Origin of the sequence: Methylocystis sp., from assembly GCF_021731785.1 — a bacterium.
Classification (GTDB): Bacteria; Pseudomonadota; Alphaproteobacteria; order Rhizobiales; family Beijerinckiaceae; genus Methylocystis.
This window is the reverse complement of the sequence record NZ_JAKFWS010000072.1, coordinates 16,609-37,877: the sequence shown is the minus strand read 5'-3', so window position 1 is coordinate 37,877 and position 21,269 is coordinate 16,609. Positions and strand designations below refer to the sequence as shown.

General features: G+C 61.5%; 22 protein-coding genes. 11 read left to right on the top strand and 11 right to left on the bottom strand.

The features are described from left to right. The first annotated feature begins 17 nt into the window (after positions 1-17). Positions 18-353, top strand: coding sequence for a hypothetical protein (locus QZ964_RS13190; protein ID WP_292532120.1), 336 nt, complete (start codon positions 18-20; stop codon positions 351-353). Between the two features lie 262 nt (positions 354-615). Then, entirely contained in the window at positions 616-831 is a 216-nt protein-coding gene (locus tag QZ964_RS13185; protein ID WP_292532119.1) for a hypothetical protein, read from the top strand. Between the two features lie 14 nt (positions 832-845). On the opposite strand, the gene QZ964_RS13180 is transcribed toward QZ964_RS13185, so the two are convergent. Further along, on the bottom strand, positions 846-1,733 hold the full coding sequence (locus QZ964_RS13180) for an IS1595 family transposase (RefSeq protein ID WP_292532118.1): 888 nt from the start codon (positions 1,731-1,733) through the stop codon (positions 846-848). A 159-nt stretch (positions 1,734-1,892) separates the two neighbouring features. On the opposite strand from QZ964_RS13180, the gene gltX reads away from it, so the two are divergent. From gltX to QZ964_RS13165, 3 genes are all read left to right on the top strand, one after another. Beyond that, positions 1,893-3,323 (top strand): glutamate--tRNA ligase, encoded by a 1,431-nt coding sequence (gltX, locus tag QZ964_RS13175; RefSeq protein WP_292532117.1) that lies wholly within the window; start codon positions 1,893-1,895, stop codon positions 3,321-3,323. Positions 3,324-3,394: 71 nt separating this feature from the next. Beyond that, on the top strand, positions 3,395-4,735 hold the full coding sequence (locus QZ964_RS13170; RefSeq protein ID WP_292532116.1) for a cytochrome P450: 1,341 nt from the start codon (positions 3,395-3,397) through the stop codon (positions 4,733-4,735). 193 nt (positions 4,736-4,928) lie between these two features. After that, positions 4,929-6,215 carry a citrate synthase gene (locus QZ964_RS13165; protein WP_292532115.1) on the top strand — a complete coding sequence of 429 codons (1,287 nt, stop codon included), beginning with the start codon at positions 4,929-4,931 and terminating at the stop codon, positions 6,213-6,215. Between the two features lie 46 nt (positions 6,216-6,261). Here QZ964_RS13165 and QZ964_RS13160 read toward each other — a convergent pair whose 3' ends face one another. Next, positions 6,262-6,708, bottom strand: coding sequence for an SRPBCC family protein (locus QZ964_RS13160; protein ID WP_292532114.1), 447 nt, complete (start codon positions 6,706-6,708; stop codon positions 6,262-6,264). Positions 6,709-6,847: 139 nt separating this feature from the next. Between QZ964_RS13160 and QZ964_RS13155 the strand changes: the two genes are divergently transcribed. Together QZ964_RS13155 and QZ964_RS13150 are read left to right on the top strand one after the other, a co-directional pair. After that, positions 6,848-8,356, top strand: coding sequence for a YcjX family protein (locus QZ964_RS13155; protein WP_292532113.1), 1,509 nt, complete (start codon positions 6,848-6,850; stop codon positions 8,354-8,356). Positions 8,357-8,434: 78 nt separating this feature from the next. Beyond that, positions 8,435-8,662: a dodecin gene (locus QZ964_RS13150; RefSeq protein ID WP_292532112.1), complete on the top strand. Its 228-nt coding sequence runs from the start codon at positions 8,435-8,437 to the stop codon at positions 8,660-8,662. Positions 8,663-8,823: 161 nt separating this feature from the next. Here QZ964_RS13150 and QZ964_RS13145 read toward each other — a convergent pair whose 3' ends face one another. The 5 genes from QZ964_RS13145 to QZ964_RS13125 all read right to left on the bottom strand — a co-directional run bounded on the left by QZ964_RS13145 (position 8,824) and on the right by QZ964_RS13125 (position 13,908). Beyond that, on the bottom strand, positions 8,824-9,852 hold the full coding sequence (locus tag QZ964_RS13145) for a 2Fe-2S iron-sulfur cluster binding domain-containing protein (protein WP_292532111.1): 1,029 nt from the start codon (positions 9,850-9,852) through the stop codon (positions 8,824-8,826). 53 nt (positions 9,853-9,905) lie between these two features. After that, on the bottom strand, positions 9,906-11,570 hold the full coding sequence (hcp, locus tag QZ964_RS13140) for a hydroxylamine reductase (RefSeq protein ID WP_292532110.1): 1,665 nt from the start codon (positions 11,568-11,570) through the stop codon (positions 9,906-9,908). Between the two features lie 95 nt (positions 11,571-11,665). Then, complete coding sequence (locus tag QZ964_RS13135) at positions 11,666-12,097, bottom strand: Rrf2 family transcriptional regulator (RefSeq protein WP_292532109.1); 432 nt, start codon at positions 12,095-12,097, stop codon at positions 11,666-11,668. Between the two features lie 205 nt (positions 12,098-12,302). Then, on the bottom strand, positions 12,303-13,433 hold the full coding sequence (gene proB, locus QZ964_RS13130) for a glutamate 5-kinase (protein ID WP_292532108.1): 1,131 nt from the start codon (positions 13,431-13,433) through the stop codon (positions 12,303-12,305). Positions 13,434-13,632: 199 nt separating this feature from the next. Continuing rightward, the gene (locus QZ964_RS13125; RefSeq protein WP_292532107.1) at positions 13,633-13,908 is read right to left on the bottom strand and encodes a hypothetical protein; all 276 of its coding nucleotides are present in this window, start codon (positions 13,906-13,908) and stop codon (positions 13,633-13,635) included. Between the two features lie 308 nt (positions 13,909-14,216). Here QZ964_RS13125 and QZ964_RS13120 point away from each other — a divergent pair, with 308 nt between their 5' ends. From QZ964_RS13120 to QZ964_RS13110, 3 genes are all read left to right on the top strand, one after another. Then, on the top strand, positions 14,217-14,621 hold the full coding sequence (locus tag QZ964_RS13120) for a BLUF domain-containing protein (protein ID WP_292532106.1): 405 nt from the start codon (positions 14,217-14,219) through the stop codon (positions 14,619-14,621). 75 nt (positions 14,622-14,696) lie between these two features. Next, a complete protein-coding gene (locus tag QZ964_RS13115) occupies positions 14,697-14,930 on the top strand; it encodes a hypothetical protein (protein ID WP_292532105.1) in 234 nt (77 codons plus the stop codon). A 78-nt stretch (positions 14,931-15,008) separates the two neighbouring features. Beyond that, entirely contained in the window at positions 15,009-15,704 is a 696-nt protein-coding gene (locus QZ964_RS13110) for a hypothetical protein (protein ID WP_292532104.1), read from the top strand. 21 nt (positions 15,705-15,725) lie between these two features. Here QZ964_RS13110 and QZ964_RS13105 read toward each other — a convergent pair whose 3' ends face one another. Both QZ964_RS13105 and QZ964_RS13100 read right to left on the bottom strand, forming a co-directional pair. Continuing rightward, on the bottom strand, positions 15,726-17,054 hold the full coding sequence (locus QZ964_RS13105; RefSeq protein ID WP_292532103.1) for a nicotinate phosphoribosyltransferase: 1,329 nt from the start codon (positions 17,052-17,054) through the stop codon (positions 15,726-15,728). Between the two features lie 115 nt (positions 17,055-17,169). Then, a complete protein-coding gene (locus QZ964_RS13100) occupies positions 17,170-17,742 on the bottom strand; it encodes an isochorismatase family protein (RefSeq protein WP_292532102.1) in 573 nt (190 codons plus the stop codon). 354 nt (positions 17,743-18,096) lie between these two features. Here QZ964_RS13100 and QZ964_RS13095 point away from each other — a divergent pair, with 354 nt between their 5' ends. Next, positions 18,097-19,149 carry a hypothetical protein gene (locus QZ964_RS13095; protein ID WP_292532101.1) on the top strand — a complete coding sequence of 351 codons (1,053 nt, stop codon included), beginning with the start codon at positions 18,097-18,099 and terminating at the stop codon, positions 19,147-19,149. 136 nt (positions 19,150-19,285) lie between these two features. Here the strand turns inward: QZ964_RS13095 and QZ964_RS13090 are convergent, their stop codons facing one another. Both QZ964_RS13090 and QZ964_RS13085 read right to left on the bottom strand, forming a co-directional pair. Further along, entirely contained in the window at positions 19,286-19,633 is a 348-nt protein-coding gene (locus QZ964_RS13090) for a hypothetical protein (protein ID WP_292532100.1), read from the bottom strand. A 334-nt stretch (positions 19,634-19,967) separates the two neighbouring features. Further along, positions 19,968-20,806 (bottom strand): IS5 family transposase gene (locus tag QZ964_RS13085; RefSeq protein WP_292532099.1). Its coding sequence is split into 2 segments (ribosomal slippage): positions 19,968-20,419 and positions 20,419-20,806, totalling 840 coding nucleotides; the frame shifts between segments, so codons are not numbered across the junction. Positions 20,807-21,269 lie beyond the last annotated feature (463 nt).

Genomic DNA, 21,269 nt, shown 5'->3' with positions numbered 1-21,269 from the left:
AGCGCTGGAGAGCACAAGTGACCAACGGCAGTGGAGAGGATGTGGTTGGAAAGCGGGCAGTTGTAGCTGCCGATATCCCAGCCCTCGACCTAACTCCTATTTTTTCGAATCGTTGCAACGTCACGATAAATCAAAACATCACTCGGTTCGCATTTGGAGAATTCGTGGCAGGGGACCAGAAGACGGACGTTGTTTATCATACGGCCGTGGTGATGCCGACAGCAGACGCTGTTGTGTTGGCGGACCTTCTTGGCCGCATGATCACGCAACTGAAAGAACTTGGGAGCCCGACTCCCAGCACTCAGTTGCCAGTTCAACAGCCTGGTTCAGCAAATGCGGTAGCAGATGGCTAACACTGAGACAGCGACAACTGGCGGACAGGTGTCCCCAGCGTTGTCCGCTGGGGCTACTGGAAGGACGCCAAGGAAGAAGTCAAAACAAGAAGGTTTTGAGGGCAGTTCGGCCGTCCCCTTATATGGGAGGCGAACGGTGAGGCATTTCCCTATCTCTGAGTCCGAACTTAGACAGCTAGGAGAAAGGAGAAATGCGGGGACGATCTTTTCGTCAGCTGGGACTGGCCTTATCGGAGTGGGCATTGGCCTCCTAAGAGATACTGTGTTTACAGATAAACCAAAAACAATAGCGCTGCCGCTTATGGCTCAGCAGCAGTTTGCTCAAGATTTCAATTGGACTCCAATAGCGATTGCTATGCTTGTCGGAGGCGTGATTTTGCTTGCAGTTGGTATTTATTCGATTTGTGCCGGAAAAAGTTTGGTCAGCTATATCGAAAAGGGGACGAAGTTTGACGGGCAAGGAAATTCAGACGTTTGATGATCTATTAGCAGCTATGCTCGGCGCGCCGGCTTCGCGAAGCCAACCATCAGACACGGCAACATCAGATGCGGAGCATGACGAAGGTTGTGGCGATATTCAAACTCCCACAGATACCTCTGAAGATGCTTCTTAGAAACGCTGATGTAAGTCCCTTGAATGCCGCGCTTCAAGTTTGACCAGAAGGCTTCGATATTGTTCGTGTGCGCCTGTCCGCGCACATATTCCTTCTCAGCGTGATTGACGCTTTCGTGAACGAAGCCTTCCTTGTGCATATGCTGGAAAACGCGAGCGTCGTCAGTCATGACGCGCGAGCCTTCGATAACCCAAGTCGTCACTTGTGGCATAACATGCCGGCCATGACGGCCGGCAACAAGACGCGTGACCACATCGCCGTGACGTTCGGCCATCCCGAGCACAACGGCCTTGTCGTCTTGTCCTTGACGGTCCTTGCCGCCAATGAAAGCCTTGTCAATTTCGACGATAGGCGAGAAAGGGCGCGCGCCGCCTAACGGGCGGTCGCCGTCGACCGTGCCCATATAGGTGCGGATTTCTTTGCACATGCGCCATGCGGTTTTGTAAGTCACGCCGATCTGGCGCTGAACCTCTTTCGCGGCGACGCCGTTGCGCGAAGCCGTGAACAGGAACATGACGAAAAACCAGTCTGTCAGAGGCGTGCGCGTCTTTTCGAAAGGCGTTCCCGCGGTCGGATAGACTTGATAGCCGCAATGCTCGCATTCGTAGCAGCGACGGCTCTTGACGCGGTAAAAATGGGCTTCGCGACCGCAGCTCTCGCAAGCGAAACGCTGGCCGTAGCGAACCCGCATGATGTGCTCTAGACAGGCGTCATCATCCGGGAACCGCTTCTGAAACTGCTTGAGGGTGGTTGGCTTCGTGCTCATGTCGACGTTATCGCATAAATCGCGTTACATGTCTAGAGGGGATACAGCCCTCATATGTTCACGCTTTGGTTAAGCGATCATCGCGGCGATCTATGTTCGCCTAGCGTCGCGCGTGCTAGACGGTCCGACTCTTAAAAAATCGAGGAATTTGCGGCGCTCATGTCCCAGGTCGTCACCCGTTTCGCTCCGTCGCCCACCGGCTTTCTGCATATCGGCGGCGCGCGCACGGCGCTCTTCAACTGGCTCTACGCCAAAAAGCATGACGGCCGGATGATGCTGCGCATCGAGGACACCGACCGCGAGCGCTCCACGCAGGCGGCGATCGACGCCATCATCGACGGGCTCAAATGGCTCGGCCTCGCTTGGGACGGCGAGATCGTCTACCAGTCCGCCCGCGCCGCGCGCCATTCGGAAATCGCTGAAGCGCTGCTGGCGCAGGGCAGGGCCTATCGCTGCTACGCCACCGCGCAGGAACTCGATGAGATGCGCGAGATGGCCAAGGCGGAAAAGCGCCCCTGGCGATACGACGGCCGCTGGCGCGACCGCGACCCCTCGGAGGCGCCCGCAGACGCGCCCTATGTCGTGCGCATCAAGGCGCCCCAGGACGGCGAGACGATCGTCGACGACGCTGTGCAGGGGCGCGTCGTTTTTCAGAACAAGGATCTCGACGATTTCATTCTGATGCGCTCCGACGGCGCGCCGACCTACATGCTGGCGGTCGTCGTCGACGATCACGACATGGGCGTCACCCAGATCATTCGCGGCGACGATCATCTCACTAATGCGGCGCGACAGACTCATATCTATGAAGCGATGGGCTGGCAGGCGCCGGCCTTCGCCCATATTCCGCTGATCCATGGGGCGGACGGCGCCAAGCTCTCCAAGCGCCATGGCGCGCTCGGCGTCGACGCTTACCGCGCCATGGGCTATCTGCCGGCGGCGCTGCGCAACTATCTCGTGCGCCTCGGCTGGTCGCAGGGCGACAAGGAGTTTTTCACGACGCAGGAGATGATCGACGCTTTCGATCTCACGCAGGTGCATCGTTCGCCGGCGCGCTTCGATTACGCCAAGCTCGAAAATATGAACGGCCATTATTTGCGCGACAGCGATGACTCCGAACTGTTCGATTTGCTCGTCGCGACGCTTCCCTATCTCGAAGGCGGCGAGGCGGTTGCGCGAGAGCTCGACGACAGAAAACGCGCGCAGTTGCACGCCGCGCTGCCGGGCCTCAAGGCGCGCGCCAAAACCTTGAACGAGCTGCTCGACGGCGCCGCGTTTCTCTTCGCACAGCGGCCGCTGTCGCTTGATGCAAAGGCCGCGCAGCTGCTCTCGAGCGAGGCGCGCGCGCGACTTGCGACGCTTGTCGAGCAGCTCGCAGCTTTGCCGAACTGGACGGCCGCAGCGACCGAGGCCGTGGTGCGCGATCTCGCGACGGCGCTTGGCGTCAAACTCGGCGATCTCGCGCAGCCCTTGCGCGCGGCGCTCACGGGGCGCGCGACGTCGCCCGGCATTTTCGACGTGTTGGAAATATTGGGGCGCGAAGAAAGTCTTGCGAGAATTTCCGACCAGAGCATGCGTCAAACCGACTGAAGGCTGCAAATTTGCATTCCCGCGCCCCGCAGGAACGTTCAATATAGGCGTCTCGTTGAGGGATTGCCGAAATGTACGAAAGCTTTACGCCGCCTGTTCCGCCTGTCAGTGACGAATCCTTATCGGGTCTTGCGCTGCTACGCGCGCTGCGCCGCGATGTCGTCAGCATCTGGCCGCGCGACGCCTATCGCAATTCCAGCCATGCGCTCACGATCTTCGGCCGCCGAAAGATTTTTCTCTTAAGCGATCCGTCGTCCGTGCGGCGCGTTCTCGTCGACGACGTCGAGAATTTCCCGCGCTCGCCGCTGCGCAACCGGCTGATCAAGCCCGCCATCGGCGATGGACTCGTGCTCGCGGAGGGCGCCGAATGGCGCAAACAGCGCAAGATGCTGTCGCCGGCTTTCATTCCAAAAGGGGTCGATCAGCTGGCCGGGACCATGGCGGCGGCGGCCGAGGCGCGCGTCGCAACGTTAGCGCGCGAAAGGCAAGAAATCGAACTGCCAACGACGATCGCGCGCTGGACGTTGGAGGTCGTCGCCAAGGCGATGCTGTCGCTCGAAGTCGGCGATAAGTCACGACGATTGAAGGAGATGTCAGACTTCTATCTCGGGCGCCTCGCACCGCCGCGCATGCTCGATATTCTGGCGCCGCCGGGCTTCGTGACGCCGCATGATCTGCTGCGCCGCTATTACGGACGGCGCTGGATGATGTTTTTCGAAGAGGTTGTGGATACGCTACTGAAGGAAAGTGAGCGCCGCGATGATTTATTCGAGCTGATGCGCAGCGCGCTCGATGACGGCGCGAATTCGCCGGCCTTCCGCCGCCAGCTGCGCGACCAGACCGCGACGATGATCGCCGGCGCCAATGAAACGACCTCTCTGGCTATTTTCTGGACGCTCTATCTCATTGCGCAAGCTCCCCATATCCAGCACGACATCCGCACGGAAATTCAAATGCGCCGCGCGGGCGACACGATCTGGCCGACCGGTCCGGTGCTCAATGCAACCTTTCAGGAATCGCTGCGCCTCTTTCCCCCTAATTTCTCCATCATGCGTCATGTCGCGCAGGATACGGAGATCGACGGGCGTGAGACGCCGAAAGGCTCGACGCTGATGATCCTGCCTTGGATCATTCACCGCCATGAGGCCTACTGGCGCGATCCAGCGCGTTTTGATATTTCGCGTTTCCTTCCCGGCGCTCCTTCGCCGGAAAAATATCATTACATTCCCTACTCTGTTGGCCCGCGAATCTGCATTGGCGCACATTTCGCCAATTCGCTGGCCGCACAAATGATTTCGGCCTTTTTGTCGCGTTACGAGATTTCTCTTGCGGCGCCGCCAGAAACGCTCCCCTCCTGCGTTGCCCTCGCGTGGCCGGACCGTAAGACCTACGTCAAACTCACCCCCTTGTAAGCATGGGCGTCGCGCTTGACAGCGGGCGCCGTTGCTATAGCTTTTTGCGCTGCACAAATGATCCGAACGCGCATCGGCGTGCGAGGGTAGCGACGACATCGCGAATGCGACGCAATTCTTGCATAGCGTTCGCGCGCGTCGCGCCGCGAACCGGCTCGTCGCGGGCGCGGGGGCGCTGGAGAGGGGAGCGGGCATGCCGGAGAAGAACGGTATCTTCACGATCGGCGACACATCGGTCGACTTGCCGATAAAGGACGGAACGCTCGGGCCGTCGGTTGCGGATATCCGCAATCTTTACGCCGAAACCGGCATGTTCACCTTCGATCCTGGCTTCACGTCGACCGCGTCATGCGAATCGAAGATCACCTTCATTGATGGCGAAGACGGCATTCTGCTTTATCGCGGCTATCCGATCGAGCAGCTCGCCGAACACGGCGACTTTCTCGAAACCTGCTACCTGCTGCTCTACGGCGAATTGCCGTCCGCGGCTGAAAAGGCGAACTTTGACTATCGGATCACGCGCCACACGATGGTGCATGAGCAGATGGCCCGGTTCTTCCAGGGTTTCCGCCGCGACGCGCATCCGATGGCGGTGATGGTCGCATCCGTGGGCGCGCTTTCGGCCTTCTATCACGACTCGACCAACATCGCCGATCCCACCCAGCGCATGGTCGCCTCGACGCGCATGATCGCGAAAATTCCGACGCTCGCGGCGATGGCCTATAAATATTCGATCGGCCAGCCGTTCGTCTATCCCAAGAACGATCTCGATTACACGTCGAACTTCCTGCGCATGTGCTTCGCCGTCCCCTGCGAGGAATACAAGGTCAATCCGGTGCTGTCGCGGGCGCTCGACCGAATCTTCATCCTGCACGCCGACCACGAGCAGAACGCGTCGACGTCCACCGTTCGACTCTCGGGTTCTTCGGGCGCGAATCCCTTCGCCTGCATCGCGGCGGGCATCGCCTCGCTGTGGGGGCCGGCGCATGGCGGCGCCAATGAAGCGGTCTTGAAGATGCTCGCCGAGATCGGCACGCCGGACCGAATTCCTCAGTTCATCGCGCGCGCCAAGGACAAGAACGATCCGTTCCGCCTGATGGGATTCGGCCACCGCGTCTACAAGAACTACGATCCGCGCGCGAAAATCATGCAGCGCACGACGCGGGAAGTCCTGAACGAGCTCGGCGTCAAGGACGATCTGCTCGACGTCGCGTTGGAGCTCGAGCGCATCGCGCTGCACGACGACTATTTCATCGAGAAGAAGCTCTATCCCAACATCGACTTCTATTCCGGCATCACGATCAAGGCGATGAACTTCCCGACGGCGATGTTTACCGTGCTGTTCGCGGTCGCGCGCACGGTCGGCTGGATCGCGCAGTGGAAGGAGATGATCGAGGATCAGGGCTCGCGCATCGGCCGTCCGCGCCAGCTCTATACGGGCGAGAAGCAGCGCGATTACGTGCCGATGTCGAAGCGGTGATCCGGGGAAGGCGATCGATCGCTCCGGCGCGCCTTGAGATATTCCTTCAGTCCTTCTCGCCGCGCGGCGTCGTCCAATAGTGATTGAGGGCGAAAACCGGCCAGAGGACGGGCGCGAGAAAACGCATGCCCGGACGGTCGATTTTCACCTCGAACAGGAGCGCGACATGCACGCCGTCTTCGCGCTGCGTCAGCGTCGCTCGCCAGGCGCCGTCGAGATCGCCGCAGGTGCGGACCGCCACCTCGCGCGGCGGGTCGAGTTTGGTCGCCTCGATGATGAAATTAAGGGTGAAGGGCAGGAAGCCGCGCACCTTGGCCCGCAGCCTTGCGCCGACCTCAGGCGCTTCGCCCGGCGTCAGTCGCTGGGCTTCGAGATAGACGCCTTTCCACCACTCGGGCAAGAGTTCGCCGCGCGCCAGCACGTCATAGACGTCTCCAACGCTGGCGCCCGGAATGTCCCAGCTCTCGTCAAACTTGAAAACATGCGCCGACATCGCCGCCCCCGCCATTTTTGATGAGACCTTAAGGCATAATGCGCCAGGCGGCGGTTTGGATGCGCTCTGTTCAATTCCGGCGCCTTTGGATTACATGTGGCGTCCCCCATATCCTTGAGGACGATTGACGGGAGCGCCCTTGTCGCAATTTTCCGAACTGCTGTTCGAAACCCGCGTCGCCGCCGAAAGCGTCGCCGACTTTCTCGCGGGGGGCCATTTGCGCCTCGGCGTCACCGGCCTGTCGCGCTCCGGCAAGACTGTCTTCATCACTGCGCTCGTGCACCATCTGACGCGCGCGCTTGCGGCGCGCGGCGACAAGGGCGTCGACGGCAAAACCCAGCTTCCGGTGTTTCGACCGTTCGCCGAAGGCCGCATCGTTTCGGCGCATCTCGACCCGCAGCCAGATTACAGCGTGCCGCGCTTCGCTTACGAAGAACATCTCGCGGCGCTCGCCGGCGTGGATCGGCATTGGCCGCAGTCGACGCGTCGCATTTCCGAATTGCGGGTAAGCCTCGAATATCGTTCGAAAGGGTGGTCGCTGCGCAAGGGCTTCAGCCGAGGGCCGGCGCGACTCGATATCGACATTGTCGACTACCCCGGCGAATGGCTGCTCGATCTGCCGCTGCTTGGCAAATCCTACGCGCAGTGGTCCAAGGAGGCGCTCGAGGCGGCGAGCGCTTCTACGCGCGCGATGATCGCAAGCGAGTGGCGCGGGGTGACGGCGCAGACCGACTTCAAGGCGCGCTACGACGAAGAAACCGCGCAGAAGCTGGCGCAGACCTTCACCCAATATCTGCGTCTCGCCCGCTCCGACCGCTTCGCGCTGTCGAGCCTGCCGCCGGGACGTTTTCTGATGCCCGGCGATCTCGAAGGCTCGCCGGCGCTCACCTTTGCGCCGCTTCCCGTATCGGAGAGCGAGGAGCTTCCCTATCGCAGCCTCGGGCGCGAAATGGAGCGGCGGTACGAAGCCTATAAGTCGCGGGTCGTGCGGCCGTTCTTTCGGGATCATTTCGCGCGGCTCGATCGTCAGATCGTTCTCGTCGACGCGCTTGCGGCGCTGAATTCCGGCCCGGAGGCGGTGCGCGATCTCGAAACCGCGCTGACCGGCGTCCTCATGGCGTTTCGCGCCGGCCGCGCCAATCTGTTCTCGACGATCTTTCGACCGAAGATCGATCGCATTCTCTTCGCGGCGACAAAGGCCGACCATCTGCATCATACGAGCCACGACCGGCTCGAGGCGATCCTGCGCCACCTCACCGCCCGCGCCATAGAGCGCGCCGAGGGCGTGGGCGCCAAAATCGACGTGATCGCGCTCGCGGCCGTGCGCGCGACGCGCGAAGCGATGGTCCGGCATGAGGGCGAAAAGCTTTCCGCCATCGTCGGCGTCCCGGCCGCGGGCGAACACATTGGCGACGAAGTTTTTGACGGCGTGGCCGAAGGCGCGATTTTTCCGGGTGATCTGCCGGCCGATCCGCGCGACGTTTTTCGCGGCGAAGCGCTGGCCGTTTCCGATGAGGAGGCCGAGTTCCGCTTCCTTAAATTCAGGCCGCCGATCGCGACGCTCGGCGCCGACCGGAAGCCGGCGCCGTTGCCGCACATCAGGCTCGATCGGGCGATGGAGTTCCTGTTCGGCGATCGATTGAGCTGACGCCGCGCTGTCGGCGGCGAAGTCCGCGCTACCTATTGCAGGCTAGTCGTTCACAAATCGAAATTGTGGGAGCCGCATATGGAAGGCCATGTCTACAAGATCGTCGAACTCGTCGGCGCTTCGCCCGACAGCGTCGAAGACGCCGTGAGCGCTGCGCTCAAGCGCGCCGGCGAAACCCTGCGTCATTTGCGATGGTTCGAAGTCGTTCAAATTCGCGGGAACATCAACAAGGGCGTCGTCGCCGATTATCAGGTGGTGCTGAAGGTCGGCTTCACGCTCGATCGCGACGACGAGGGCATGAAATGAAGCGCGGCCGCGTGAGGCTTGCGCTTCCCAGTTCGCGCTGACGCGAAAGTCCGCGGCTCGCCTCTGTGCCGTTGGCGTTGTCTCCGCCAGCGTTCGCTGTGGCGTGGATGGCCTGGACAAGCCCGGCCATGACGCGGAGGCATAGGCCGTCAGAGCTCCATTCAGGCAGCCGTAAACTTCTCGCTGAAGATGCGGTCGTGCGGGACGCCGGCAGAGCACCCGGCCTCTTCGGTCGCGGCGATGAGCGCAGGCGTGCCGCAGGCATAAATGTCCGGCCTCTCGGTCGCGCTCGACAGCGCCTGCGCAAGCGCCTCGGCAGGCGTGCCGGTAAACTCCCGCCATTCCGTTTCCGGCTTCCATACGCAGAGCGTCACGACGAGCTGCGGCAAAGCCGCTTTCAGCATATCGATGACGTCGAGCGCGAAAAGCTCGGCGACCTTATTGACCCCGAAAAACAGACGGCAGGGGCGCTGATCGGCGAATTCGGCCATCTGCCGCAGCATGGAAAGCGCCGGCGCGAGGCCCGTGCCGCCGACGACAAACCAGCGCGGCGCAGCGCTCGCCTCATCGGCGGTGAACTGTCCCTGCGGACCGCGCACAAGCAGCGTATCGCCGATTGTCGCGCGTTCCCGGAGATAATTCGAAAAGGCGCCGTTCGGCTGAACGCGGATGAACAATTCGAGCGTTCCATCCCAATTGGGCGCATTGGCGAGCGAATAGGAGCGCTTCGCCGAACCGTCGGGAAGGGTGAGTTCGATAAATTGGCCGGCGGTGAATTGCGCCGCGCGTCCAAACGTCGGATCTTCTTCATATTGAAGCTGCAGGCGCACCGCTCCAGAGCCGGCCGGCTCCAGCGCGACAAGCGTCGCCCGCCGTTCAGGCACAGGCGCAAAGCCGACCGCCGCTTCGTCGAACGGCGCCCGCAGAGCGAGATCGCTGCGCGGCTGCGCGCGGCACAGCAGAATGTCGCCCGCCATCCGCTCGTCCTCGCTTAGCGCTACGCTGCTGTAGGACATGAGTTCGACTTCTCCGCTTTCGCGAGAAACGCGGCACGCGCCGCAGCCGCCCTCCCGGCAGGAGGAAGGGAGATAAATGCTCACGCGTTCGGCGGCGTCCAGTAGGGTGTCGGACGGTTCGGCGTCGAAGGCGATCGTCGCGCCGTCGCGCGTGAGAAGGCTGACCTTGTACATGGCGGATTCCGTCGAAGGGCGGACGCCCGGTGTCGGGCGTCCGCCGTTTGGGCCTAAGCGGCGCGGGCGAGCGAGGCTGCGATGTCGGCTTTGGCGTCGCCAACAGGCTGCACGCCGAACTTCTCGATCAGCACGTCGACGAGCGCGGGCGTGAGAAACGCCGGCAGCGTCGGCCCGATGCGCACATTGCGCACGCCAAGCGCGAGAAGCGTCAGAAGAACCGCCGCCGCCTTCTGCTCGAACCAGGAGACGATGAGCGACAGCGGCAGTTCGTTGACGCCGACGCCGAAGGCTTCCGCCAGTTTCGTCGCGACGACAAGCGCCGAATAGGCGTCGTTGCACTGGCCCATGTCGAGCAGACGCGGCAGCCCGCCGATCGTCCCGAAGTCATGCTTGTTGAAGCGATATTTGCCGCAGCCGAGCGTGAGGATCACCGTATCCTCCGGCGCTTCGTCGGCAAAATCGCTGTAGTAGTTGCGGCCAGGCGCCGCGCCGTCGCAGCCGCCAACAAGGAAGAAGTGGCGGATGGCGCCGCTCTTCACGGCGTCGATCACCTTATCGGCGACGCCAAGCACAGTGTCGCGCCCGAAGCCGATGGTGATGGTCTGTTCCGGCGCGTCTTCAGTGAATCCGGGCAGGGCCTGGGCGGCCTGCGCGACAATTGAGAAATTCTCATCGGCGATGTGGCGCACGCCCGTCCAGCCGACCGGCCCCGCGGTGAAAATGCGTCCGCGGTAACGCGGCTGCGGCTCGATGAGGCAGTTTGAGGTCATGACGATCGGGCCGGGGAATTCGGCGAATTCCTTCTGCTGATCCTGCCAGGCGCCGCCGTAGTTTCCGGCGAGATGCGGATAGGCCTTGAGCTTGGGATAGGAATGCGCCGGCAGCATTTCGCCATGCGTATAGACGTTGATGCCCTTGTCCTTCGTCGCTTCGAGGATCGCGTGCAGATCCTTCAGATCATGGCCGGAGACGAGGATCGCTTTGCCCTTGATCGGCGTTACGCGCACATTCGTCGGCGTCGGCGCGCCAAAGGCGCCGGTGTTCGCGGCGTCGAGCGCCTCCATGGCGAGGAAGTTGGCGCGGCCGAGCGCCAGCGCCTCGTCGAGGAGTGTCGCGACGTTGCGCTCTTCGCGCGCCAGCATATCGAGCGCATTTTCGACTGCGGAATAGATGGCGTCGCGCTCTTCTCCCAGCACGCGCGCGTGATGCGCATAGGCGCAAACGCCTTTGAGGCCATAAAGAATGAGCGCGCGGGCGCCGACCGCGTCCTCGCCGAGGATCGCGGCGTCCTTGCGCACGGCGGCCTCTGACGCCTGTGCGAGAAGTCCGGCCATGTCGTCGGTTGGCGCGAAAGCAGCGGGGCCGGAGAGAGTCTCGGGCGTCTTGCCGGCGGCGCGCGCGGCGTCTTCGTAGAGCGCTTTGGCGCGCTCCCGAATTTGGGACGCCTGCTGAATCAGCTCGACGAATTTCGCCGCGTTGAAATTGACGTTGGTGAGGGTGGTGAAGAAAGCGAAGAGGATGAAGCGGTCGGCTTCGATGTCAGTTGCGCCAAGCTGGCGCGCGCGATGCAGATATTGGCCGACGCCCTCGCAGACATAGAGCAGAATGTCTTGCAGATCGGCGGTCGTTGCGTCCTTGCCGCACATGCCCTTCGCGCCTGCGCAACCGGCGCCTTCGTCAGATCGGTAGGTCTGCTCGCATTGGTAACAAAACATGTCGCTCCCTCCTGGCTCCCTTAATCAGTATTTGAAATACTTATTAATAAGGATGGAAGTCAAGGCGCCGAGGCGCGACGAATACACGCGAATGTTCAGACGGAATGATCGGCGAGGGGAAAGGCGGCGGCTTTTTCGAGGCAGTCGTGCAGGGTATAGCGATCAAGCTCGCGCAAAAATCCCTGCTCGGCGCGGGCCAGCATGCCCTTCAGCCGGCAGCGCGGCAAAAGCGCACAGTTGCTGCCTTGCGGACTGAAACATTCGACCAACGGCTGATCGTCGAGCGTTCGGACCACCTGGCCGATTCGGATGTCGCGCGGATCGCGCGCCAGTCGCACGCCGCCCTGCGCGCCGCGAATGCCTTCGACATATCCGGCCGCGGCGAGTTCCTGCAGCACTTTCGCCATATGGTGGCGCGAAACGCCGAAATGATCCGCGATCGCCGCCGCGCTCATCACTTCCGGGTTACGGTCAGCGAGAAGGATGAGGGCGCGCAGGCCAAAGTCGGTGAAGGTCGTCAGCCGCATCGAGTCAATCTAACACGGTATTTGCAATTCTGAAATACTGCGTCTCACCGCTAGCGATTACGGCCGCGAGCCCCTCAGCGTCATGCCCGGCCTTGTGCCGGGCATCCACGCGGCGCCGCTACATGCGCCTCGCAGCTTTCCGGAACGTCGCGGCGTGGATAGCCGGGACAAGCCCGGCCATGACGCGAGCAGGGAGGGCTTTTCTTCACTCTCCGCCGAGCGCCATGTCGTCGCGATGAATAATCTCGTCAGGCCCTTTGAAGCCCAAGAGCGCCTCGATGTCCTTTGTCGAGCGGCCGACGATCTTGGCGGCGTCGACTGCGTCATAGGTCACGAGACCGCGCCCGATCTCGCCGCCCTTGGCGTTGCGGATCAAAATGCAGTCGCCGCGCGCGAAGCCCCCTTCGATTCGCGTGACGCCCGCCGGCAGCAGGCTTCTGCCCGAACGCAGGGCCTTCGCCGCGCCGTCGTCGATATGGACGGCGCCCTTCGGCTCCAGCGCGCCGGCGATCCATTTCTTGCGCGCCGTCACCGGATTGGAGGGCGTGAGAAACCAGGTGCAGCGGCCCCCAGCCGCGATTCGCGCAATCGGGGCCTCTTCGCGCCCGTCAGCGATCACCATGTGCGCGCCGCCGGTCGTGGCGATCTTTGCCGCCTCGATCTTGGTGCGCATGCCGCCGCGCGAATATTGCGAGGCGGCGCCACCGGCCATGGCTTCGATTTCGGCGGTGACGCGCGGCACGATCGCGATGTGCTTGGCGTCGGGGTTCGTGTCGGGCGGGGCGCTGTAGAGTCCGTCGACGTCAGAGAGCAGGATCAACAGATCGGCGCTCGCCATGGTGGCGACGCGCGCGGCGAGGCGGTCATTGTCGCCGTAGCGGATTTCCGCCGTCGCCACCGTGTCGTTTTCGTTGATCACCGGCACGGCGCGCAGCGACAAAAGCCGCGTCAGACATTCGCGTGCATAGAGGTAGCGGCGGCGCTCCTCGGTATCGCCGAGCGTCACCAGCACCTGACCGGCGACGAGGCCGCGATCGTGCAGCGTTTCCGCCCAGAGCCGCGCCAGCGCGATCTGGCCGACGGCGGCGGCGGCCTGACTGTCTTCGAGCTTGAGGGCGCCCTTTTGAAAGCCGAGCACGCTGCGCCCGAGCGCCACCGCGCCCGAGGAGACGACCAGCACATCGGCGCCGGCGCGATGGAGACCCGCGACATCGTCGGCGAGGCGCCCCAGCCAGGCGCGTTTCGCCGAGGCCCTGTTGGGATCGACGATGAGCGAGGAGCCGACCTTGACGACGATGCGTTTGAAGTCGGCGAGGGCGGGAGCGCGCTTGGTCATGCGAGCAGAAGCTGGTTCCATTCAGTCGCGACGCCCGGCCGATGCGATTGCGGGGATGTCGCTCGCCGGCAATGACGCGTCAAGCGAACTGCTCAACCGGATTCGGCGCGGCGTCGACGGAGAGTTAGCCCGCAGCCGATGGAACTGCAAATGTGCGCCCGGACGCGCCGCGGCGCCGATCGTTACGTCCTCTTATTTGCTAGTCGCCTAGCCCGGCGAGCTCGCCGGGTTCGTTCGTCTTGCCGCCAGTCGTAGTCGACAACTCCTCGAATTCTTCGCTCCAGCACTCAAATTGCCGGCGGCCGTAGTCGACCATGGCTTCGGCGAGATCGTTCGGCGACATTGCCGTCCATAGATCCTGCGCGAATTGCAGCGCCGACCGCATGTTGATCAGGCCGAAATCCATCAACCTGACGGCATTGTCCTGATACGTCTTGACCGAGATCGAGATAAGGGAGGCGTTAGGCGCGATCATCTTTAATCCCCCTGGAGCTGTCGATATATGTCCCCGCCCACTGCAAAAGATAAAGAGGGAGACGCGGCCGCGCCAGCGCCTCCCTCGCGACTGAAAAGGGCTGCAATATGCCCTTTAAATAGCGTCGGCTGTGATACGAACATATGACAGGAGCGCGGGCTCGGCGCTGCGATTTGAGTTAGGTCAAGCACATGAAACTATTGCATAATTTCCGTTTTGGTCCTATCCTTTTTTTAGTTTGTGGCGATTGACTGACGCCTCCTAAGGCGGGATTGTCGCGTTGTGTAGCGGCGCGTTTGGAGGCCTTTATGTATCGACTGGTCTATTTCAGTAATGCCAATATTGATCTGAACCCCTCCACAATAGAAGGGATCGTCGACAAGGCTGCCGTGCGAAATCGTCCGCTACAGATTAGCGGCGCGCTCCTCTACAACGGCCTCAATTTTCTGCAAATTCTTGAGGGCCCGCATCAGTCGCTGACGCCGCTCTACTTGCAGATACGTAAAGATCCGCGTCATTCCGGCGTCGTTAAGCTCGTTCACGAACGCATCTCAGCGCGCATTTACCCCGACTGGGGCATGAGACTTTTTTGCGTTGCGCCCAAGCGCGCTGCCGCGCCTATGGAAACGTCGCCCTGCGCCAAGGACCTTCCGGCGATGATCGACGCCTTTTTCGGATTTGGCCACGCGACGGCGCTCGCCGAACTTCGGTGAGCGCAATTCTTGCTTGGGAGATCGCCGGCGTCCGGCGCGTCGCGCCCTCCGGAGCCGCTAAACTCAGGATTCGCTATGAAAATTGGCTTGGCTACGGGCGACAGTAAGACGGAGGTCGGTGCGCGGCATGGGCGACTGCTTTCCGGCTATCTACTCAATCTGCATCGCGGGGAGGCGCCAGTGAGAGAACTGATGCTTGCCGACATCGAAAGGTTCCAGTCTCTCGGGGCGGTCGGTTACGCCGACGATCTGCGCATTGCGCTGAAACGGTTCACGTCGGAGTTCATCGACAGAAAGGATCGGCGCTAGAGCGCGTCGCGCGAACGCTTTGCGCAGCGCGCGCGATATATAGACCGGATGATGGATTTTCGCCGAGTTCTTGCTCGCATGCCTCTTTTCGCCGCCGCGGCGCTGTTCGCGGAGCCGGCGCATTCTGCGTTCGAATGCGGAGCCTTTGACGCAAGCAAGAAGCTTTCGCTTGTGCGAATGGATTCGAAGGCGCCGAAGGTCAACTTCTTCGCCGGGCCGAGCAAGAAGACGCCGAACTGCCCGTCGAGCGACGCTGCCTGCAGACTGAAAGCCTTCCTTACGCCCGGCGACGAGGCGCTGATCGAAGCGTCCGATGCGCCCTTCGCTTGCGCGACCTATGTCTCGGCGCGTGGGACTGAGACAGCCGGGCTTTTGCCGCGCGAGGCTATTCGACCCGTGACGCCGGAAGCTGTCGCGAGCGCAAAATGGGACGGGAAATGGCGGCGAACCGAGGCGAAGATCGTCCTGAAAACGCGCGGCGACGTCGTGAAGGTTTCCGGCAACGCGACCTATGGCGCTGAAGACCCCGAGCGGGTCAAGCGGGGCGCTGTGAATTCGGGGGAACTTGATGGCGAGGCCAAGCCGCGCGGAAACACTCTCGCGATTGGCTACGATCCCGATAAGTCCGCTGAACTGCCGACGCCTGAGGCAGCCAAGGACAGCTGCGCCGCGCGGCTCTCCCTATATGGCCGCTATCTCGTCGTCGAAGACAATCTGGGTTGCGGCGGCATGAATGTGAGCTTCTCCGGCGTCTATGTGCGCGCCGCGAAATAGCGCGGATTCTCCGTCCGAGACTTATTCGGTTAACCGCCCGCGCGTCTCTCGCTCGTATTCCGCAAGCTCGGAACTGATCGCGACGTCGTAGCGCTCATGCCAGTCGAGCGCGCGTAGCTTCGGCGGAAGCGCGGCGAGTTGCTCTTTCGCATAAGCGCGGATGTGCTGAAGGTCGCGGGGTTGCTCCGCAATGCGGCGTCCGGAAAGCATAACGGGTTGCAGCAATGCAACGCCCGGCAGCGTTTCACTGTGCCGGGCGATGACGTCCTTGACCGCGGCGCCGTCTCGAAACTCGCGAAAAACCTGCTTGCGGCCCGGCAGCGACCGCTTGCCCGCCGAGAGTTTCATCCGTCCTTCGCCGGCGTATTCGGTCAGCTTATAGGCGATGTCGAGCGCAGGGGCGTCGCTCGAGACCGCCATATCCGTGCCGACGCCGAATATGTCGATCGGCGCGTCGCGCGCAGTCAGCTCGTCGATCTTCGTTTCATCGAGGCCGCCGCTTGCGACGATCTGCACGTGGGTCAATCCGGCGCCGTCGAGAATGCGGCGCGCTTCGCGCGACAGAGCGTCGAGGTCGCCGGAGTCGAGACGCACCGCGCGGACTTTGAAATCCGCGCCGCGCTCCTTTGCAAGCGCGACGACCTTCTTGACGCCATCGATCGTGTCATAGGTGTCGACGAGAAGCGTCGTGTCGGGAAAGACATCGCTGAAGCAGCGAAACGCCTCCCTCTCTGTCGCGCAGGCCTGGACAAAACTATGCGCCATGGTTCCGGCGACCGGCAGCCCATACCGCTGGCCAGCTGCAACATTCGACGTTGACTCGACACCGCCGATATAGAACGCGCGCGCGCCCTTCGTTGCGGCGTCCAGGCCTTGCGCCCGTCTTGCGCCGAAATCGACGATGCTGGCGCCTCGCGCCGCGGCGACAACGCGCGCCGCTTTCGACGCCAGTATCGTTTGCAGCCCGATCTGATTGAGAACAAGCGTTTCGATGAGCTGCGCTTCGGCGACGGGCGCAACCACTTCCATGATCGGTTCGTTCTCGAAGAACGGCGTCCCCTCGCGCATTGCATAGATGTCGCCGGAGAAGCGAAAATTCGCGAGCCAATCGAGAAAAGGCTGCGAGGAGAATTCGAACGAAGCGAGATAGTCGATCTGCGGCGGCTCAAAGCGCAAATTTTCGATTTCGTCGAGAAGATCGTTCAAGCCGGCCGCGATCAGAAAATTGCGTTGCGGCGGCAGCTTGCGCACGAAGAGACTGAAGGTCGCCTGCGCGTCCATCTTCAATTCAAAATAAGCGCGCAGCATCGTGAATTCGTAGAGATCCGCGAAGAGCGCGCTGCTGGCCACTGATGCTCCTTCTCAGAATGCGATGGGTAAGGCTGAAAGCGCTCGCGCGCTACGCGCGACCTTACCGAGGGCGCCAAGTGCGGGCAATCTGCGCGCTGATGTCCCGCGCGGAAATTCAGTTCTCTTCGATGACGACGCCCGCCTTGCGCATCTTTTCGACGGCGTCTCTCCCGGCTTCCGGCGTAATGGCGCGCGAACCGGAAAGCCGCACATGCGTTTCAAATCCTTCCGCAATGGCGTCGAGCGCTGAGTCGCGCACGCAAACGTCGAGCGCCAGTCCGACGATCAACAGGCGACGCACGTCGAGCTGCCGCAGTCGAACCGCCAGTCCCGTCGCGTTGAAAGCGGAAAGTTGGTCGCGATCAGGCGCTGTTCCCTTGGTCACGATGATCGCGCGTTCGGGGAGGCGCAGATCGGGATGGAACTCAGCGCCTGCGCTGCCCTGAACGCAATGCGCTGGCCATGGTCCGCCGGCTTCGTCAAAGCTCGCATGGCCCGCCGGATGCCAGTCGCGGGACGCGACGACCGCCGCGCCGGCGGCGACGGCTTCTTCGATCAAGGCGTTGACCGTCGGCAGGATGCTGTCGGCGCCGGCGACCTCGAGAGCGCCGCCGGCGCAGAAGTCGCGCTGCACGTCGAGAATAATCAGCGCGTCGCCGGGCTTCAGCCGTATCGCTTCGCTGGGCATGAAGCTGCTCCTGAGAGGGTATGAATGCGGCGCGACGTGAAAAGCCGATGCGTAACGCCGGTCATCTCCGTTGCGTGTGAACTCTGACGCTTACAGGAATGCTTAACCCGCGTAGTGGCTTTTCAGCGCTAGCGAGGCCATTTCTATACGGTTGTGTTCATGCGGCATCGGGGTGAGACAACGACCAACATCCAGCGTCCCTGCTTGCGGCGTCGAGCGATGCCTAGCATAATCCGGCAGCTTACGGCGACAGCGCCGCTGCGCGCCAGTGCGCGAACGACGGGTCAGCTTGCTGAGCCGATGAAGTCGCCGTAGACTTGTTGAACTTTGCGAACGTTTCCTAATGAGTAATGCATGAATTTATATCAGCAAATCATGTTTGGTCTCGGCGCCATTCTTTTGGTGTTCGGTATGGCGCTGATGGTGTTTAGATCGGCGGACGGAGGTCTCACGAAGATCAAGCTTCCGGTTGTTGAGCTTGAACTCAACGGAGGGGCTTTGTTCGTGATGGTTTTGGGTGCGGGCCTTATGTATTTCGGCGTTTATCTTGAGGCGTCGTCTCCATTCAAGACTGCAGCTGCTCCAGATAAGACGCCGAATAAACTGTCAGTTTTTGAAGACCAAGATTCCGAGAAGAAAGCAACGGCGCCTGGGAGTCCTTCGGAGGAGAAGGCGTCGATGGAGGATGACGCGCGACGAGCGAGAGAGAACCGCTCGTCGGAGGAAGCTCGGAAGGTTCGGGAAGCTGAGGACGAACAGTCCGCCGATGAAGCGCGCCGAGCCACCGCGAAACAAGCGCTCGACACCGCTCGCAAGGCGCAAGAGCTCGCCAAGGAGAGAGCCGCCGCCGAGGAGTCGGCGCGCCGAGCCGATGAGATACAATCTTTGGAGCGGACGCGGAAGATGGCCGCTGCCGCTCTTGAGGAGCTACAGAAAGCTAGAAACAAAGAAGAATCTCAGTCTTCGTCGCAAAGTGCGGCGGTAACGCCATCTCCCCCCGTGACGCAACCCGCTTCGCCGTCACGAGTCGAGTCGGTTGGTAGCGCTTCGCTCTGGGATCACAACGGATCAACCATGGTCCTGATATCCGACGGCAAGCGCCGCAAGTTCTACTATGACGCTCCAAGAGAGGGCTTGGTCGCACAGGGAGTTCACAACGGCACTTTACTGTTTGAAGGAACGCGGCAAGGAAACAAGTACATTGGCACAGCCTACCGGTTCTCATCGGGGTGTGCCCCGATTGGTTTTTCCGTAGATGGCGACGTGGTGAACGAACACGAGGTAATCGTTCGGGGCCGCGCGCCCAACCGCCGAAACTGTCGGACCACCGGATATTCAGACAGTACGCTGCGCTTCACCTATACTCGAACTGTCAGCGACTACTCGTTCCCAGCTGGCGGCGAATAAGGCGGCGACTATCACGCCGGGCGCTGCAATCGGGCGAGGCGCGACCGGCATTTAGCGCGGTCGCGCCGTCTTTGCCTTAGCCCGACATGGCCAAGCTGGGCAGCGCGGCTTTAGATTGTCGGCTCAAAGGCTGTCGTCAGCAGCCGCAGCGGCCGCCACCGTAGCCGTAATAGGCCGGATAGGACCCGCCATAACCTGACCCACCATAACCCCAATAGCTGGGATATGAGGAGCCCCAATAGCCCGAGCCGTACGGATAGCTCGTCGCGGCGCCGAGCGCTAGTCCGGTCGCCAGGCCCGCGCCTAAGCCCCATCCGCCATAGCCCCAGCCGGGACTGCGCCATCCGGCGCTATAGCCCCAGTGGCCCGCTCCGGGGCCCCAACCCCAGCGGCGCCATGCGGACGCCGGGGTCGAGACCGTCAATGCGCCGGCGAGCATCGTTGCGGCGAGCGCCGTCGTAAGCAGCTTGCGAGAGTTTTTCATCGCGGAATCTCCAGGTCCTTGGCTGACAAAGCCCCCGGCCACCGCGTCTAACGCGAGCCTCTCTTGCTTGTTCCGTCGGCCGTCCGCTTGCGCGTGATTTCGGCGTGATGGGCCAAGACTGATTCCCTGTAAATTTCTGCGCTAAACCGAATAGAACCCTTGCAATGGACATTTGACTTTGCGCGTGCGGCGGACTCGGCGAAAGCTGACGTCATCGTCAAGACGACTGATTTTACATAGCCTTGTCTTAAGGCTCCGCATAAGCTACAAAGGCTTTTCTGGAGTTGTTTCAAATTCCGATATTGCGTCATGCCTCAGAGTCCGTCCGAAGACATTATGCTGAATTGCATAGCTTTCGGAGCATGAGGCGGATGGAGGCGATGCGCAAGAATGCGAGCGCCTTCTGGTTGAGGCACTCCCAATCCTTGGCCAATCTTCGACACCGACCGAGCCAGGAAAAAGTTCGTTCGACAACCCAGCGCCTCGGCAAAACCTCGAAACCTTTCGCCGTATCGGAACGCTTGACGATTTCCGTCACGAGGTTTGGCAAAGCCTTCTTCTGCGCCGCGCAAAAGATTGGTCCCTGATATCCACCATCGGCGAACAGCTTTTGCAGGAACGGGAATTTCCCGAACAAGGTGCGCAGAACGAGAACGCCGCCGTCGCGATCCTGCGTGTCGGCGGGATGAACGATCGCATGAAGCAGTAGGCCTATCGTATCGACGAGAATATGCCGCTTCTTGCCGTTGATCTTTTTGCCCGCATCATAGCCGTGCGGATCAATGCAGCGCCCCCTTTTTCCGCCCCTTTCACGCTCTGGCTGTCGATGACGGCGGCGGTCGGACTGGCTTCGCGCCCGGCGGCATCGCGGCACTTCACGTAAAGCGCGTGGTGGAGGCGATCGATCGTGCCATCATAAGTCCAAAGATCGAAATAGCCGTATACCGTGCTCTTGGGCGGCAAATCCTTGGGAATCGCGCGCCACTGGCAGCCGGTCGAGAGAACATACATCAGGCCGTTCACGATCTCGCGCAGGTTCACCTTGCGCTTGCCGCCCCCGCGTCTTGCGGGCGGGATCAATGGGGCGATCAGCTCCCATTCCGCGTCCGTCACATCGCTCGGATAGCGCAGACCACTACGGTCATAGCGAACACGGTTTTCGTTCGTCCACATCCGCGACCCCTTCGAGAATCAGGCCGCTCCATCGAATCATAAAAGACTCATTCGACTCAACTTCCCTTCGGACAGACACTCACATGGGAGCGCATTATGAGCCCCCCAGCCTCACTTTCGCTGCAACACGAAGTCCTCGAGCAATTTGAAGACGCGGCGAGAAAGCTCCGGGAACGCTTCAGGTCATCCGTTACTGAAGCGTTGCCCGGTTTCGCGCGCCGATTATTCGAGCTCGAATGGCAAGAGTCTGCCGATATAACGATTATTGAGTCCGTTCCGCCGCTGACGCTCGTGTATCTGATGAGGCTGCGAGCGGTGCGTGTATGATTTGCTCAATAAGAATTACGAAGGCGTTGCGAATTCACACTTTGAAAAATGTGTCGCCGAAGCAGCGAATGATATCAGGGCCAAAGTGACCGCCTCATGGAGTTATGAGGACGGCGCCATAAGAATTCTGAGAGAA

Coding starts and splice junctions, on each gene's coding strand:
- QZ964_RS13180 (WP_292532118.1), bottom strand. CDS start 1,733: ATGAGCACGAAGCCAACCACCCTCAAGCAGTTTCAGAAGCGGTTCCCG.
- gltX (WP_292532117.1), top strand. CDS start 1,893: ATGTCCCAGGTCGTCACCCGTTTCGCTCCGTCGCCCACCGGCTTTCTG.
- QZ964_RS13170 (WP_292532116.1), top strand. CDS start 3,395: ATGTACGAAAGCTTTACGCCGCCTGTTCCGCCTGTCAGTGACGAATCC.
- QZ964_RS13165 (WP_292532115.1), top strand. CDS start 4,929: ATGCCGGAGAAGAACGGTATCTTCACGATCGGCGACACATCGGTCGAC.
- QZ964_RS13160 (WP_292532114.1), bottom strand. CDS start 6,708: ATGTCGGCGCATGTTTTCAAGTTTGACGAGAGCTGGGACATTCCGGGC.
- QZ964_RS13150 (WP_292532112.1), top strand. CDS start 8,435: ATGGAAGGCCATGTCTACAAGATCGTCGAACTCGTCGGCGCTTCGCCC.
- QZ964_RS13145 (WP_292532111.1), bottom strand. CDS start 9,852: ATGTACAAGGTCAGCCTTCTCACGCGCGACGGCGCGACGATCGCCTTC.
- hcp (WP_292532110.1), bottom strand. CDS start 11,570: ATGTTTTGTTACCAATGCGAGCAGACCTACCGATCTGACGAAGGCGCC.
- QZ964_RS13135 (WP_292532109.1), bottom strand. CDS start 12,097: ATGCGGCTGACGACCTTCACCGACTTTGGCCTGCGCGCCCTCATCCTT.
- proB (WP_292532108.1), bottom strand. CDS start 13,433: ATGACCAAGCGCGCTCCCGCCCTCGCCGACTTCAAACGCATCGTCGTC.
- QZ964_RS13125 (WP_292532107.1), bottom strand. CDS start 13,908: ATGATCGCGCCTAACGCCTCCCTTATCTCGATCTCGGTCAAGACGTAT.
- QZ964_RS13120 (WP_292532106.1), top strand. CDS start 14,217: ATGTATCGACTGGTCTATTTCAGTAATGCCAATATTGATCTGAACCCC.
- QZ964_RS13115 (WP_292532105.1), top strand. CDS start 14,697: ATGAAAATTGGCTTGGCTACGGGCGACAGTAAGACGGAGGTCGGTGCG.
- QZ964_RS13110 (WP_292532104.1), top strand. CDS start 15,009: ATGCCTCTTTTCGCCGCCGCGGCGCTGTTCGCGGAGCCGGCGCATTCT.
- QZ964_RS13100 (WP_292532102.1), bottom strand. CDS start 17,742: ATGCCCAGCGAAGCGATACGGCTGAAGCCCGGCGACGCGCTGATTATT.
- QZ964_RS13095 (WP_292532101.1), top strand. CDS start 18,097: ATGAATTTATATCAGCAAATCATGTTTGGTCTCGGCGCCATTCTTTTG.
- QZ964_RS13090 (WP_292532100.1), bottom strand. CDS start 19,633: ATGAAAAACTCTCGCAAGCTGCTTACGACGGCGCTCGCCGCAACGATG.